This is a genomic window from Frankia sp. R43 (genome assembly GCF_001306465.1).
In the GTDB taxonomy this organism is placed as follows: domain Bacteria; phylum Actinomycetota; class Actinomycetes; order Frankiales; family Frankiaceae; genus Parafrankia; species Parafrankia irregularis.
This window is the reverse complement of record NZ_LFCW01000009.1, coordinates 205101-220266: the sequence shown is the minus strand read 5'-3', so window position 1 is coordinate 220266 and position 15166 is coordinate 205101. Positions and strand designations below refer to the sequence as shown.

General features: G+C 71.2%; 10 protein-coding genes and 1 pseudogene. 6 read left to right on the top strand and 5 right to left on the bottom strand.

The features are described from left to right. Positions 1 to 66 precede the first annotated feature (66 nt). Together ACG83_RS33025 and ACG83_RS33020 are read left to right on the top strand one after the other, a co-directional pair. Entirely contained in the window at positions 67 to 1995 is a 1929-nt protein-coding gene (locus tag ACG83_RS33025; protein WP_083473824.1) for a histidine kinase, read from the top strand. Then, positions 1992 to 3458, top strand: coding sequence for a histidine kinase dimerization/phosphoacceptor domain-containing protein (locus tag ACG83_RS33020; RefSeq protein ID WP_054570169.1), 1467 nt, complete (start codon positions 1992 to 1994; stop codon positions 3456 to 3458). Before ACG83_RS33025 ends, ACG83_RS33020 begins: the two co-directional genes overlap by 4 nt. Positions 3459 to 3672: 214 nt before the next feature. On the opposite strand, the gene ACG83_RS33015 is transcribed toward ACG83_RS33020, so the two are convergent. Continuing rightward, a complete protein-coding gene (locus ACG83_RS33015; RefSeq protein WP_054570168.1) occupies positions 3673 to 4797 on the bottom strand; it encodes an NDMA-dependent alcohol dehydrogenase in 1125 nt (374 codons plus the stop codon). A gap of 70 nt (positions 4798 to 4867) precedes the next feature. Between ACG83_RS33015 and ACG83_RS33010 the strand changes: the two are divergent. Next, positions 4868 to 6378: pseudogene (locus ACG83_RS33010) on the top strand (aldehyde dehydrogenase). Positions 6379 to 6445: 67 nt separating this feature from the next. On the opposite strand, the gene ACG83_RS33005 reads toward ACG83_RS33010, so the two are convergent. Continuing rightward, positions 6446 to 7156, bottom strand: a complete 711-nt coding sequence (locus ACG83_RS33005; RefSeq protein WP_063793286.1) for a TetR/AcrR family transcriptional regulator — start codon at positions 7154 to 7156, stop codon at positions 6446 to 6448. A gap of 239 nt (positions 7157 to 7395) precedes the next feature. Between ACG83_RS33005 and ACG83_RS33000 the strand changes: the two genes are divergently transcribed. From ACG83_RS33000 to ACG83_RS32990, 3 genes are all read left to right on the top strand, one after another. Further along, positions 7396 to 8586, top strand: a complete 1191-nt coding sequence (locus ACG83_RS33000) for a cytochrome P450 (RefSeq protein ID WP_063793285.1) — start codon at positions 7396 to 7398, stop codon at positions 8584 to 8586. 94 nt (positions 8587 to 8680) lie between these two features. After that, entirely contained in the window at positions 8681 to 9517 is an 837-nt protein-coding gene (locus tag ACG83_RS32995; protein WP_054570166.1) for a mycofactocin-coupled SDR family oxidoreductase, read from the top strand. 76 nt (positions 9518 to 9593) lie between these two features. Then, positions 9594 to 11042 carry an aldehyde dehydrogenase family protein gene (locus ACG83_RS32990; protein ID WP_054570165.1) on the top strand — a complete coding sequence of 483 codons (1449 nt, stop codon included), beginning with the start codon at positions 9594 to 9596 and terminating at the stop codon, positions 11040 to 11042. A 33-nt stretch (positions 11043 to 11075) separates the two neighbouring features. Here ACG83_RS32990 and ACG83_RS32985 read toward each other — a convergent pair whose 3' ends face one another. The 3 genes from ACG83_RS32985 to ACG83_RS32975 all read right to left on the bottom strand — a co-directional run bounded on the left by ACG83_RS32985 (position 11076) and on the right by ACG83_RS32975 (position 15164). Next, positions 11076 to 13427 carry a CoA transferase gene (locus tag ACG83_RS32985; RefSeq protein ID WP_054570353.1) on the bottom strand — a complete coding sequence of 784 codons (2352 nt, stop codon included), beginning with the start codon at positions 13425 to 13427 and terminating at the stop codon, positions 11076 to 11078. 94 nt (positions 13428 to 13521) lie between these two features. Then, positions 13522 to 14712: a lipid-transfer protein gene (locus ACG83_RS32980; protein WP_054570164.1), complete on the bottom strand. Its 1191-nt coding sequence runs from the start codon at positions 14710 to 14712 to the stop codon at positions 13522 to 13524. Further along, positions 14709 to 15164 (bottom strand): Zn-ribbon domain-containing OB-fold protein, encoded by a 456-nt coding sequence (locus tag ACG83_RS32975; protein WP_235498344.1) that lies wholly within the window; start codon positions 15162 to 15164, stop codon positions 14709 to 14711. Before ACG83_RS32975 ends, ACG83_RS32980 begins: the two co-directional genes overlap by 4 nt. Positions 15165 to 15166: the final 2 nt, after the last annotated feature.

Here is a 15166-nt window from a genome sequence, read left to right as displayed (position 1 = left end):
GTCCCGCGCCTGTGGAGGTGCGGTGGCTCGCCGGCGGTGGCCGGCGACGGTGGCGTGGAAGGGACCGTGGCAGAAGGCAGCGCGTTGACGGCGTCCGCGCCGGTGCGACCCGGTCGTATGACCGCCCGTGCGATGGGCGCCCGGCCGCAGGCCTGGGCACGGTTTCGGCTTCCGGCGGCCGCGGTGGCCTGCGGCGCGCTGACCGCGGTGCTCGCGCTGGCCGCCGGCTGGCCGTTCTGGCGCGGCGAACCCGCGCTTGCGGCCGTCAACGCCTTCGTCGCCGGCGCGTTCGTCAGCTCCGGGGTGCTCCTCGTCGACATCCCGCTGCTGCGCCGTACCGGGGTTCTCGTGCTGGCCTCCGGCGTCTGCTGGGCCCTCACCTGGCTGTTGTGCCGGGAGAGCGGGCCGCGCCCGGCGCTGGGCCTGTTCACCAACGCGCTGTTCTTCGTCACCTTCGCCTGGGGCGTGCTGCTCTACCCGGACGGCTGCCTCACCGGGCGGGCCGACCGGGTCGTCGGTACCCTCACCACCATCGCCTACGGCCCGCTCGTGGCGTTGTCGATGGTGGTGTCCGAGCCGGAGTGGAACGGCTTCTCGGCGCAGGCGTCCTGGCCGACGCTGTGGGCCGGCCAGGCCTTCTTCGGGTTCGTCTCCGGGCTGTACGTGGTGATCAACGTGGCCCTGGCGATGGCCTTCGTGGTGCTGCTCGCGCGCCGGTGGAGCAGGCTCTACGGACTGGAACGGTCCGTCGTCGCGCCCGCGCTCGGCACGCTCGGCGTGGTCGCGCTCTGCCTGGCCGCCCTGTCGCCGACGCTGTACAACCGGGAACCGGGTCATGTGGCGGAGGGCGTCGCCTGGCAGGGTGTCGCCCTCGCGGTGCTCCCGCTGGTGCTGGTGAGCTGCGAGCTGTGGCGCGCGGTGGCGGTCGCGACCGCGGCGGACCGGATGCTGCGCTCCAGCGGCGGCGGTGCCGCGACGGTGACCGTGGTCCGCGACGCACTGCGCCGCGCCCTGCGTGACGACACTGTCGAGGTGTACTTCTGGCTCGCCGACGAGCGGCGTTTCGTCGACATCGCCGGGCAGCCGGCCAGCGGTGCTCCCGAGCCGGGTGCGGTACCCGGTCTGGGCGCGGTACCCGGTCTGGGCGCCGTGCCTGGCTCGGGAGCGCCGGTGCCTGTGCGCCGTGGCGCGCCGGCGCTGTGGTCCCAGCCCGTGATCGCGCCGTCGGGTGAGCTGTTCGCCCTGGTCACGGGCCGGTCGCCGGTGCTGCGTCGGCACGGCGCGTTCACCGGGGCGGCGCTGCGGACCGCTCGGCTCTCGCTGCAGAACGCCCATCTGCAGGTGACCATCCAGGCGCAGCTCGTCGAGACGCGGGCGGCGCGGCGGCGGGTCGAGGAGGCGGAGGCCGCCGAACGCAGCCGCATCGCGCGCGACCTGCACGACGGCGTGCAGCAGCGGCTGCTCGCGCTGGCGATGCTGGTGAGCGTCGCCGAGTGGTCCGCTGACGACCCGGCGGCCGCCGCCGCGATGTTCGGGGACATCCGGGCCGGCCTGCTCGCGGCGAACGACGAGGTCCGCACCATCGCCCGCGGTCTCGACCCGGAGACCCTGCGTACCGCCGGCCTGGTGGCGGCGGTACGGCAGGCCGCGGCCAGGCTGGCGCTGCCGGTGGAGGTCGACGTCGCGCTCGGGCGCGGCGGGCCGTTTGGGGACGTCGCCGAGCGCACGGTCTACTTCGCGGTGTCGGAGGCACTGGCCAACGTGGTCAAGCACGCACGGGCGACGACCGCCCGGGTGCGGCTCACCGAGCGATCGGGTGGGCTGGTCGCCGAGGTCAGTGACAACGGGTGCGGCGGCGCGGTGGAGCACCCGGCCGGCGGGCTGGCCGGCCTGCGTGACCGGGTGGCGGCGGCCGGCGGTGAGGTGCACCTGTCCAGCCCGGCCGGTGGCCCGACCACCGTCATGGTCATCGTGCCCACGGGCGTGGCGTCATGAGGGCCGGGCGGGTGCTGCCGCGGGCGTTCGCCGTCGGCGGCGTGGTCGGGGTGGCGGTGCTGGGCGCCGGCTGGCCGTACCTGCACGGCGCCCCGGCGCTGGCCGTGGTGAACGTCCTCATCTCCGGTGGGCTCGCGACGGCCGGCACGGCGCTGATGGCCTCGTCGCCGACACGGCGCGCGGGTGCGCCGCTGCTCGCCGCCGGCGTGGCCTGGGTCGCGACCTGGGCGATGAGCTGGAACCACACGCTTCTGCCGCTGCTGGGGATCGCCGGGAACTGCTCCTTCTACGTCCTGTTCGGCGTCGGGCTGCTCGGCTACCCCCACGGGCGGCTGTCCGGCCTGGCGGACCGCGTGGTCGTCGCGCTGGCCGGCCTCGCCTTCGGGCCGTTGATGGTGGTCAGCGTGCTGACGTCGCGGCCGGAGTGGAACGGCTACGGGCCGGATGTGTGGTGGCCCGGCTGGTTCGCGGACCTGCCGACGTTCCAGACGATCAGTGACGTCTACCAGGTCATCAACCCGTTGCTCGCCTGCGGGTTCGCGTTCGGGCTGGTCCGCCGGGTGCGCGCGCTGCGCGGGCCGGAGCGGGCCGCGGCGTCGCTGGTCCTCGGTGCGGTCGCGGTCGCTGGCATCGGCGTGGCCCTGGTGGCGCCGCCCATCGACGTCGACGACCTGGACGGCGTGATGCGCGGCATCGAGGCGCAGAGCGTCGTCCTCGCCCTGCTCCCGGTGGCGTTGGGGATCGCCGCCGCCCGGCGGGCGCTGGGGGTGGCCACCGCCGCCGACCGGGTGCTGCGCCTCGCGGACCCCGCGACGATCGCCAGCGTGCGTGACGCCCTGCGGACCGTGCTGAACGATCCCACCGTCGAGCTCCGGTTCTGGCTGCCCGACCTGCGGTGCTATGTCGACGTCGACGGCCGCCCTGCGGATCTCGGTGGTTCGGCGGATCTCGGTGGTTCGGTGGACATCGGCCGTGCGGCCGCCGCCGGCAGCACCGCCGAGGCCGGCCGTGCGCCCGAACCCGCGTCCGGCGCTCGGTGGACCCGGGAGGTGCTGACGCGGGACGGGGCTCCGCTCGCGGTGGTGACCGGTGATCCCGCCCTCGGCCAGCACCGTGCCTTCACCGACGCCGCGTTGCGCGCCGGGCGGCTCGCACTGGAGAACGCGCAGCTGCAGGTGGCGGTGCGGGCACAGCTGGTCGAGACGCACGCGGCCCACCTGCGGGTCGCCGGCGCGAGCGCCGCGCAGCGCCGGCGCATGGCACACGACCTGGGCGACGGCATGCAGCGACGGCTCACGGACCTCGCGCGCGTCGCGTCGCGGGCCCCGGACGCCGACCCCGCCGAGACCCGCCTGCTGCTGCGGCACCTGCACGAGGGGCTGCTCGCCGCGAACCAGGAGGTCCGTGACCTCAGCCGCGGACTGCGCGCCGCCGACGCCGTGCCCGGCGGCCCGACCTCCTAGTACTGAGTCGAAAATTACTCAGGGTGAGGCTGTCAGGGTGACCTGGTGGGGCAGAACTTCGCAACCAACGACGAGTTCCCCAACCAGGTGTTGACCGGCGACGGAGCGCACCGCTGGCCAGCCATCTCGGTCCACCTGGACGTGGCATCACCGCGGTCACGCCGGCCCGGTCGAAGCGTCATCTGGAAAGACCCACCGTCGCCGCCCTCCACCGCTACCGCGGCAGCACCGGAAACTCGATCAGGCCGCGGATGTTCCTGCCCGCATGCATGTCCCGGTAACCGACATTGATCTCGTCGAGTGAGTAGGTAGTCGTGACAAGCTCGTCCAGCTTCAGCTGGCCGTTCTCATACATCGCCAGCAGCCGCGGGATGTCGCCCGAGGGTGACATGCTGCCGTAGAGGCAGCCCTGCAGGCGCTTCTCGAACATGGCGAGCATGAACGGGCTGACCGGGATGCTGCCCACTGTCATGGGCGCGACCGCGGTCACCACGACGACGCCCCCCTTGCGCACCGAATCGAACGCCTGCCCCAGGTGCTCACCATTGAGCACGCCGACGGTAACGACGGTCGAGTCCGCCCCCTGGCCGTTGGTGATTGACCGGGCGAACTCGGCCGCTTCCTCGATCGAGCTGAATGCTCCTGTGGCGCCCAGCTTCAAGGCCGTCTCGCGTTTCAGGGGCACAGGATCGACGGCGATCACGTGGCCTGCCCCGGCGTGTGCGGCGCCTTGGACGGCGTTGATGCCGATACCGCCCACGCCCATGACGATCACGACCTGTCCCGGCGTTACCTGGGCCGCGTTCACCGCGGATCCCCAGCCGGTCGGGACACCGCAGCCAAGCATCGCGGCTGAGCGCAGCGGAACATGGTCCGGAATCCGGACGGCAGACCACTCCGACATGACGCTGTACTCGGCGAACGCTCCGATCAGCGAGGACCGTGCGACGTCCTGGCCCTGGTAGCGCATGCGGTAGGTGCCGTCGAGCTGCGAGCCGTGCATGATGAGCGCACCGTACTGACAGAGGTTCTGGTGGCCGCTCGCGCAGAAGGCGCAGCGGCCGCAGCCGGGGATGAACGACGTGACGATGTGGTCGCCGGGCTTCAGGCTGCGTACGCCCGGCCCGACGTCCTCCACCACACCGGCCCCCTCATGCCCGCCGCAGTAAGGGAAATGCTGGATCTTGCCGTCAGCCTTGGCGACGTGATCGTCAGAGTGGCAGAGTCCGGCTGCGACCATCCGGACCAGCACCTCGCTGTCCCTGGGCCCGTCGAGGTCAGTCTCGACGACCTCCCACTCGCCGGGCTGCTGCATCAGCACCGCCGCTTTGGTCTTCACCGTGCCCTCCCACCGCCGCCGACGCCCTTCATAAAAGAACGCTCACTCACCCTAGCCCGCGAACACCGACCTGTTCACGGTCATCTCACCGTCCACCGAGGCGCCGGTCGGCGAGGTCCCTCTCGCCACCGAGGCCGACATGGACCGGGCCGTCGCCGCGGCGCGCGCCGATTTCGACCACGGTCCCTGGCCGCGTCTGGGCCCGGGCGAGCGCGCCGACGCGCTCGCCCGGATGGCCGACGCGCTGCGCAAGCACTCCGCCGACATCACCCAGATCACCGTCGACGAGATGGGCGTCGCGGTCAGCCAGGCCCCCGGTCGCAGACCGGCCTCGTCGCCCCGGTCTTCGAGTTCTATGCCGAGCTGATCCGGAGCTACGCCTTCGAGCGTGTCGTCCAAGCCGGGGCGCGGGCCGGACTGGTCACCTCCGAGCCAGTCGGCGTCGTCGCCGTGATCGTCCCGTGGAACGCGCCGGTCACGCTGTCCGCGTGGAAGGTGGCACCGGCGCTCGCGGCCGGCTGCACCGTCGTCGTCAAGCCGCCACCCGAGGCGCCGCTGTCCAACTACATCCTCGCCGAGGCCGCGGCCGAGGCGGGCATCCCACCGGGCGTCGTCAACGTCCTGCCGGGCGACCGGGCGGCAGGCGAGCACCTGGTGCGGCACCCAAGCATCGACAAGGTCGCCTTTACCGGCTCGACCGCGGCGGGTAAGAGGATCATGAGCCTGTGCGGCGAGCAGGTGAAGCGCGTGTCCTTGGAGCTCGGCGGGAAGTCCGCCTCGATCATCCTGGACGACGTGGATCTCGCCACCGTGATCAGCGGGGTGGTCGAGGGCGGCATGCACCTGTCCGGCCAGGTCTGCGGGGCGCACACCCGCGTACTGGTAGCCCGATCCCGGTACGCCGAGGCGCTGGAGATCGCCGGGGCGACGGCGGAGAAGGTCCCGGTGGGTGACCCGCACGACCCGACCGTCATCGTGGGCCCGCTGGTCGCCGAGCGGCAGCGCACCCGGGTCCTGGGGTACATCGACGGTGCGGTTGCCGACGGCGCGACGGTCGTGGCGGGCGGTCGGCGCCCCGCGGACCTGGCCAAGGGCTGGTATGTCGAGCCCACGATTCTGGGCAATGTTGACAACAGTATGAAGGTCGCCCGAGAGGAGATCTTCGGCCCGGTGCTGAGCCTCATTCCCTACACCGACGACGACGAGGCTGTGCGGATCGCCAACGACTCGCAGTACGGACTGGCTGGCGGGGTATGGGCAACGGACCCGGCCCGCGCGCTCGACGTGGCGAAGCGCATCCGCACCGGCACTCTCGCGGTGAATGGTGTCTTCCCGCCGTTCCCGCTGGTGCCGTTCGGCGGTTTCAAGGAGTCGGGCCTCGGCCGTGAGCTCGGCCCGGAGGGCCTGGCGAGCTTCCTGGAGATCCGCAGCATCGGGCTGCCCCCCCGAGCTGCACCCGGAGAACTGAGGGCGTCGCTGCCGGATTCTTGCGCCGCATTGGCATCGATCGCACCGGCCACGTCAACGGGGTGCCGCCGCCGAGCGGGACGAACGGTGCGCACCCCTGCGGCCGTGCGATGAGCCCGATCGCGACCTGAGTTTTCAGATGGTGGCCGGGGCCGGAAAGCGCCGGTACCGATCTTGGAGGTCAGGACGTGGCGTCGTGGGGTCCTATGTCGGGGGTCTGATCGCGGCCGGCGGGCTGGGGCGGTCGCTGCCCCGTGCGGATCGCGGTCTCGATGAGGCTGATCACCCATGTGGCGGTGCTGGTCGCCGCGGCGGGATCGAGGTTCCAGGTGGTGACCATGCGCTCGAAAGTGGGCAGGCTCCAGTAGGTGTCCAGCGCGGCGGTCGCCATCTCGCGTTCGTCGCTGGTCCAGTCGGTGGCGGCCTGGCTGACCGCGTCGCGCAGCGCCGCACGGCGGCGCTCGTCGAGGGCCGCGAACGTTGGGTCCGTGATCGGCCGGCTGCCGATCGGGAACCTGCCGAGGTAGGTGTAGGTCTGGGCGATGGTTTGCCCGATGGTCCCGAGGTTCAGCGATGTCAGCTCGACGCCGGCCTCGGCCTCCAGCTGGCGCAGTATGGCGTCGCGCAGGTTGCGCTCTGTGGCGAAGTGGCGGTAGACGGTGCTCTCGTTGACCCCTGCGCGCCGCGCGACGGCACGGACGGTCAGGCTCCGCCAGTCCCAGTTGGGCAGTTCGTGCACCAGCTCGGTCGCTGCGGCGAGGATCCGTTCCCGGGTCGCGGCGGCCTGGCGGGAGCGCTGCGAGTTCTCGTAGGAGTGGGCGCGCGGTGGACCGCCGTCGACGGTGCGCGGTTTACCGGGTTCCGAGGCGCCGGCGGAGCCTGCGCGGGCCACCCTGACCTCCCGTCTGCGCGGTAACCGTCGTGCGATCGATGCCCGTCGCGTCGACGCCCGCCGCGACGGCGGTCGATGGTTACGGCCCGGCGAGCGTACAGCCGAATCTAGTCGGGCCCGCGGGCCGCACATCAGGCGGCGATCTCGCGCAAGACTTCATGCACGAGATGGCCTACGCTAGGCCCATCCCGTGAAGCTCGTACCGGTGCGACTGGTGCGACCGGTGTCTGGAGGCGGCCGTGACGACAGCGGAGCTCCCCCCGCGCGCAATGGACCCGACGCGTGACGACCGGAAGTCGGCGGCGTTGGCCGCCGGCCGCGTCCACCCCGATCCCGGAGCGCGGCAGGTGCACGGCTTCGTGCTCGGGCAGAAGATCCTGCGCAGTGGCCAGATGCTGCAGGCGGGTGCGAGCGGCGACCGGTTCTCGCCGGACGACGAGTTCTGCCCTGTCTTCTTCCTCGATGGCGAGCGGCACAAGAAGCAGCGGACCGCCATCGCGCGTTTCTTCACCCCGAAGGCGATCAGCACGCGCCATCGTCTCGTCATGGAGCGCACCACCGAGGCGCTGCTCGCCAAGCTGCGGGCGGCGGGCACTGCCCGCCTCGACGAGCTCAGCTACATCCTCGCCGTGGCCGTCGCCGCCGAGATCATCGGCCTGACCAGCAGTGACCAGGTAAAGATGGCGAAGCGCATCGAGGCCACGCTGTTCAGTACCCGGGTGCGTTCGAGTCGCCGTGCCGTCCGCCGCGGCGCCGAGGGCATCACCGCGGTCAACGCGGTGCGGTTCTTCCTCCAGGACGTCCGGCCGGCGATCAGGGCGCGCCGCGCGCAGCGGCAGAACGACGTCATCTCTCATCTGATCGACTCGGGCTATCCGGACCGGGCGATCCTCGTCGAGTGCATGACCTACGCCGTTGCCGGCATGGTCACCACGCGCGAGTTCATCGTGATGGCCGCCTGGCACCTTTTCGGCGACGGCGACCTGCGGGCCCGTTTCGTCGGGGCCGACACGGCCGACCAGAACGCGATCCTGGAGGAGATCCTGCGGCTGGAGCCGGTCGCCGCGATGCTTCACCGCAGGGCCGACCAGGACGTCGCGTTCGACGGCGAGACGGCCGCGAAGGGCGACGTGCTCGCCATTGACATCCGCGCGGCCAACGTCGACCCCGAGTCGGTCGGAGCCTGCCCTCATGCCTTGGACCCGGACCGGGCGAACAAGCAGAAGGCGGTCGGGTCGTTCATGAGCTTCGGGGACGGCAGTCACCGCTGCCCGGGCTCGCAGGTCGCGATAGCCGAGTCGAGGATCTTCCTGGACGCGCTGATGAGGGTGCCCGGCATTCGGCTTGAGCGCGCGCCGGACATGACCTGGTGCGACGGGCTGATGAGCTACGAGCTACGCGACGCCGTGGTCGCCTGCGAGCGGGCCTGAAACGGCGAAACCATGACCGACGCCCACGCGATGACGCGCAGGGCGAGACGCGCCATGCGAGCACGGTGCCCTACATGAAGACAGTGAGGAAACGATGGCAGGAAGAGTCCAGGACAAGGTCGCGTTCGTCACCGGTGCCGCACGCGGCCAAGGACGGGCGCATGCCGTGCGGTTAGCCCAGGAGGGCGCCGACATCATCGCGATCGACGTCTGCAGGCAGCTCGACGGGGTGACTTTCCCGATGTCGACGCCGGAGGACCTGGCCGAGACGGTACGGCTCGTCGAGAAGACCGGCCGGCGGATCCACGCGGTCCAAGGCGATGTCCGCGACCACGACGCGATGAAGGCCGTCGTGGATGACGGCGTCGCCGAGTTCGGACGCCTGGACATCGTCATCGCGAACGCGGGTATCGGACCCGGCGGCATGGCGATGCACAAGATGGACCAGAAAGTCTGGCAGGACACCATCGACATCAACATGACCGGTGTCTGGCTGACCACCAAGGTCGCGGTCCCGCATATCCTCGCGGGCAGGCGCGGTGGGTCCATCATCCTGACCAGCTCGGTCGGTGGCATCCACGCCGACCCGTACATCGGCCACTACGTGACGGCCAAGCATGGCGTCATCGGCATCATGCGCACCTTGGCATTGGAACTGGGCCCCCGCAGCATCCGGGTGAACTCCCTCGCGCCGACGCAGGTGAGCACTCCCATGGTCCTCAACGACAACCTCTACCGGATCTTCCGCCCTGACCTGGAGAACCCGACCGCCGAGGACGCGGCCGTCGTCTCGCAGGCGATGCACGTACTGCCCACGCCCTGGGTGGCCGCCGAGGACATCGCGAACGCGGCGTTGTTTCTCGCGTCCGATGAGAGTCGGTACATCACCGGCCTGATCCTTCCGATCGACGCGGGCAGGATGCTCAAATAGCGCTCTTTTCCTCGGCAGTTCTCTGGAGGCGATGCTCTCCTCCCCGGCGGGAGGGGCGACGAAAGGGCGAACGGAAATGAGCGAGGTAACCGAAATCGACCCGGCTGTCGCGAGCCGTGGCTCGGGGACCATTCCGGTCTATGATCCGTCCACGGAGGAGCTGATCGGGGAGGTTCCTGACTCCGATCAGGCGGCTGTCGACGCGGCTGTCGCGCGGGCGCGTGAGACATTCGAGTTCGGCGTCTGGCGCAGGCTGCCGGCGAAACAGCGTGCTGACGTGCTCTTCCGGGCGGCGCAGATCATCCGGGACCGCACCGACGAGCTCGCCGTGCTTGAGGGCCGGGACAACGGTCTGAACGTGGCGGCCGCGCGCCACATCATCACCGTGGCGCTCGATGTACTGATGTACTACGCCGGCTGGGTCGGCAAGGTCCACGGGCAGTCGAGCGACGTCGTGTCCGACGGTGTGCTCGGCCACTACGAGCGCTACCACAACTTCACCCAGCTCGAGCCCGTCGGCGTCGTCGGACTCATCATTCCGTGGAACGGGCCGTTCTTCGTCGCGATGCTCAAGGTCGCGCCGGCGCTCGCCGCGGGCTGCAGCGCCGTCCTCAAGCCCGCCGAGGAGACGCCGCACACAGCGCTGAAACTTGAGGAGATCTTCCGCGAGGCGGGGCTGCCCGACGGCGTCCTGAACGTCATCACCGGTTACGGTGAGACCACCGGCGCGGCGCTCACCGCGCACCCGGACGTGGACAAGGTGTCCTTCACCGGGTCGACCGAGGTCGGCCGACTGATCGTCCAGGCGGCGGCCGGCAATCTCAAGCGCCTGACGCTCGAGCTCGGCGGCAAGTCGCCGGCCATCGTGTTCGACGACGCCAATCTCAAGAAGGCGATTCCCGGTGTCGGCATGGGCTTTCTCGCCGGTTCTGGGCAGAACTGCTCCTGCACGTCCCGCATCTACGTCCAGCGCGGCATCTACGACCAGGTCGTCGAAGGCCTGGTCCGTTTCGCGAAGAAGCTGCCGATGGGCGGCAGTGCCGAGCCCGGATCGCTCCTCGGGCCGCTGGTCAGCGAGAAGCAGCGCCAGCGGGTACTCGGCATCCTGAACGACGGCGTGGCAGCCGGCGCCGAAGTGGCGACGGGCGGAAAGGCCATGGACCGCCGTGGCTACTTCGTCGAGGCGACGGTCGTCACCAACACGACGCCCGACATGCGGCTCATCCGCGAGGAGATCTTCGGACCGGTCGGCTGCGTGATCCCATTCGGCGACGAGGACGAGGTCCTCGTCGCCGCGAACGACACGCGGTACGGGCTCGCGGCCTCCCTCTGGACCGAGAAGCTAGGCCGCGCCCACTGGTTCGCGGACGAGTTGCGCGCTGGTCAGGTCTGGGTGAACTGTTCGATCGCGGCGGACCCGGCGATGCCGATCTCCGGCCACAAGGAGTCCGGTTGGGGTGGCGAGCGCGGCTGGAAGGGCATCGAGGCCTACCTCACCACCAAGGCCGTCTACATCAGTCACTGAACGCCCGGCAGCCTCGGCCGGGACGGCGTCCCCTTAGCGAATCCCGTCACGGCCATCGGACCGCACTGTGCGGCAGGCTGCCAGTGCCGCCCGCGCGTCGGCGTCGAAGCCCAGCTCGGCGAGCACCTCGGCGGTGTGCTCGCCGAGCCCGGGAATTCCCGGGCGTCCTGTCGGGCGTGGCGTCGGCCCGACACCGAACTGGCAGCCCGGCGTCTCGGTGCGACCGCGCGCGCCCCAGTCGAAGCTGGCGACCCGGCCGGACTGCCGGGTGAGCGGATCGTCCAGGACCCGGGCGACGAAACCACGCCGGTCCACCTGCGCGACCGCCTCGACGGGCACGTCAGCCGCGGTGAGTCTGCGCACCCAGGCCTCCGCGGGTTCCGCCTGGAACACCTCCTCCAAAAGGCGTTCGGCGTCCTGGCGCCCCTCGCCGGCCCGCCGCAGCGGCGGTGGCGCGTCCGGCAGTCCGGAGATCGCGACCACCTGCCGTAGCCGCTCCCAGGCACCGGCATCCGGCACGGCCAGCGCGAACCATTCCCCGTCACCGGCCTGGTAGAGCCGATAGGCGGCGCCGTAGCCGGTCTGTTCCCCATCCAGCACCGGACCGCCGACGGCGGTGCCGCCGCGCACATAGGCACCGGACTTCAGGGTGAGCGCGGAACCCAGCAGCGAGGTGGACACCGACTGCCCCGCCCCGGAGCGCTTGCGGGCATACAGAGCGGCGATCACCGCGCACGCGGAAAGCCAGCCGCCCGTGACGTCGATCGCGCCCCAGGCCATGAAGGTCGGCGGGCTGTCCGCGCCGCCCTGGCCCGCCTCGACGCCGGACAACGCCTGCATCAGATGGTCGTTCGCCGGCAGCAGTGCTCGCGGTCCCGTCGGCCCGAACCCGCTGGAATGGCTGTAGACGACATCGGGATTGGACATCCGCACGGTAGCTTCGTCGTAGCCGAGACGGTCGGCGAGCCCGACCCGCGCGTTGTGGTGGAGGACGTGGCTCCACCGGAACAGCCCTTCCAGGACCTGCGCTGCCCCGGGGGCCTTGAGATCGACGGCCACGGCCCGCTTGCCGCGCTGACCGGCGGCGAACATCGGTTCCATGCTGCGATGCACGTCGCCCGACATCGGCTCGACCTTCACCACGTCGGCGCCGAGGTCGCCGAGTACCTGCGCGGTCACCGGGCCGGCGAGGTAGGCGGCAAGGTCCAGTACCCGCACTCCGGACAGCAGGCGCGTGCTCGCGCCGGGCCTGGCGCCGGTGTCGGCGACGCCGCCGGTGTAGGAAGCATCGGCGGGAGCCGCCGTGGGGGTGGACGTCGCGGTGACGCGGGCCACCGGCCCGAGCACGGTGACCGGTCCCAGGTCGGGGTTATCCGCGGTGACGCTCAGGCCGGTCTCCCGTACATGCGGGTCGGTCAGGGCCTCGCCCGGCCGCAGGACCGGTTCACAGCGGATCCCGGCCCGCGACAGCCGGTCCAGCCAGTCGGCCCGTTCCGCAGTGGCGAACGTCGCCGCCCAGCGCCGGCCGCGTTCGGTGAGCGCACCGCTGACCAGGTCCGCGGTGTAGCCCTTCTCGCTGGGCTCGTCGCCGATCTCCTGAAGGAACGCCTCGTAGGCGCCTTTGGCTCCGAACCACAGCTGGATGTAGTCACCGTCGGCGCACCGGTAGGCGAAGCCGTCCGCCGGACCCTGGTTGCGCCACAGCAGGTCGGTCGCGGGCGAGGACACCTCGACCCGTCCGATGATCATCGGAAGGATGGCGCGCAGCCCGTCGGCCAGGGACGTCTCGACCCACCCACCGACACCGGTCGTCTCCCGTTCGTACAGTGTCGCCAGCGCCCCCACGGTGACCGCCAGTCCGGCGCCGGCACTGGCCACGGCGAGGTCGGGAAACGCCGGCCCGCCCCGGTGCCCGCGGATCTGGGTCGGCAGCCCGGCGCGGGCCGCGACCAGCAGTTCCAGGTCGGGCAGTGGCCCGCGCGCGGTGTGCGTCGGCCGGACGCGACCGACGACGGTCCGCGGGTTGCGGGCGGCCAGTTCGGCGTAGCCGATCCCGCGCCCCTCCAGCAGTTCCTCCGGGCCGGAGAGGAACACCACGTCGGCCTCGGCCGCCAGCGCGAGGATTCTCGGTGCGGCCTCCGGAGACTCGTGATCGACCTCGATCACCGTGGTGCCGCGCTGCCAGACCCGTTCGAAGTCGACGCCCGTGTCCAGAGTCGAGCGGTGCGCCGACCGCACCCGCGTCACCTCCGCGCCCAGGTCACGCAGGAGCACTCCGGGCAGGTTGCTGGCCAGGCCTGATCCGACCGCGCTGGTCCCCAGCGAGATGTCCACCACACGTAGCCCGGACAACGCGGCCGCGTCGTCGATCGGTCGCAACTCCATCGCCACTCCGATCAGTCACCTCAGCTACCGCGACGGACGTCGCGAAGCTGGAAAACGCTCACTTACTCTGCCGGACGTGGTGGGACCGCGAGGGTCATCCGCCCTGTCCGGCGCGCAGCAGGATCCCGCCGCCCGGCGAGGCACCGACACCGGACGCGTAGAGGGCGACCTCGGCGCCGGGAACCTGGTTGACGGCTGTCCCGCGCAGCTGGCGAACGCCTTCCAGGACGTGCGTGATGCCCTGCAGGTACACCTCGGCGAGGTTCCCGCCATGGGGGTTGACCGGTAGCCTGCCCTCCCGGAAGATCCCGCCGTCCTCGACGAACGGACCGCCCTCCCCGACGGGGCAGAAGCCCCAGTCCTCCAGACTCATGATCACTGAGGGTGTGAACCCGTCGTAGATGAGCGCGACGTCAACGTCCGCCGGCCCTAGCCCCGCGCGGGTGTACAAGTCGCGGGCAGCGCGGCGGTGACCTGTGCTGACGAAGTCCTCGTCGATGGTGTTGAACGACGCGGTGGCCCATTTGTACTCGCCCGTTGCCGCGACCGCGCTGACCACGACCGCCGGCTGGCGCAGGTCCCGGGCCCGTTCCGGGGTGGTGAGAATGACCGCCGCGGCACCGTCGGACTCCATGCAGCAGTCCAGCAGCCGCAGCGGGTCGCAGATCAGCCGGGACGCCTGGTGCTCGGCAACGGTGATCTCCTTGCGGAAGCGGGCCTCGGGGTTGTTCGCCGCGTTGCGCCGCGCGTTGACACTGACCTGCGCGAAATGCTCGGTGGTGGTGCCGTACAGGGACATGTGCCGGCGGGCCTTCATCGCGTAGATCGCCGCTGGAAGCGCCATGCCGAACGGCGCGCTGTAGGACGCCGACAGCGGGATCGCCTGCCCCGGCTGCACACCGGCGGCAACCGATCGACCCAGCCGGGCAGTCTGAATGATCGATCGCAGGACGACGACGTAGTCCGCGAGACCGGTGGCGATTGCCGCGTAGGCCCCCGCGACCGCTCCCGGCAGCCCCGACCCGCGCCCGCCCCAGGTCATCCCGGCGTAGCGCAGTTCCCGTGTGCCGAGTGCGACCGCCAGATCGGACGGCACGGTCGGGTCGTCGCAGTAGCCGGCGAACCCGTCGATGTCGCGGACATCGAGCCCGGCGTCCGCGCAGGCCTCGTGCACGGCGTCGAGCGCGATGCGGGTGAGTCCGAGCGGCGCCAGCTCGCCGGCCTTGCCGTAACGCGAATGCCCGATCCCCACGATGCAGGCGGCATCCCGGAGGAAGCCGCTCACCGCAGGATCCGGAAGCAGGGCAGTGCCATCTCCGCTGCCTCGGCCGCGGTGAAGGGCACGGACGCGAAGGTCACCCGCTGGCCGACCTGCAGGTCATGCTGCTGCCAGGCATCGATCACGTTGCTCAGGATGCGCACGGGATCTCCCTGCGTCGCATCCAGCGTGACGACCGCGACGTTGTAGAGCACCGGCTCATCGCGGCCAGCCGACCGGGCCCGGTCGGGCACCCAGATGTAGGAGTAGACGGTGCCGGTGCCGGGCAGAGCCGACCATCCCCACTCCCGCGAGGTACAGCGATAACAGCCGTCGGTGGGCGGATAGCGGTGCGCGCCGCAGCCGGTGCAGCGCTGCACCTCCAGCCGGCCGGCCGCGGCCGCGCGCCACAGCTGCTCATTGACCGGGGCCACCACGGGGTCGGGCATCCCTACCGGCCGGTTGACCTCTTCGACCACCG

Bases quoted from the DNA above. Each gene is read 5' to 3' on its own strand.
- ACG83_RS32985 (WP_054570353.1), bottom strand. From the start codon at position 13,427: ATGGAGTTGCGACCGATCGACGACGCGGCCGCGTTGTCCGGGCTACGT.
- ACG83_RS32990 (WP_054570165.1), top strand. From the start codon at position 9,594: ATGAGCGAGGTAACCGAAATCGACCCGGCTGTCGCGAGCCGTGGCTCG.
- ACG83_RS33020 (WP_054570169.1), top strand. From the start codon at position 1,992: ATGAGGGCCGGGCGGGTGCTGCCGCGGGCGTTCGCCGTCGGCGGCGTG.
- ACG83_RS32995 (WP_054570166.1), top strand. From the start codon at position 8,681: ATGGCAGGAAGAGTCCAGGACAAGGTCGCGTTCGTCACCGGTGCCGCA.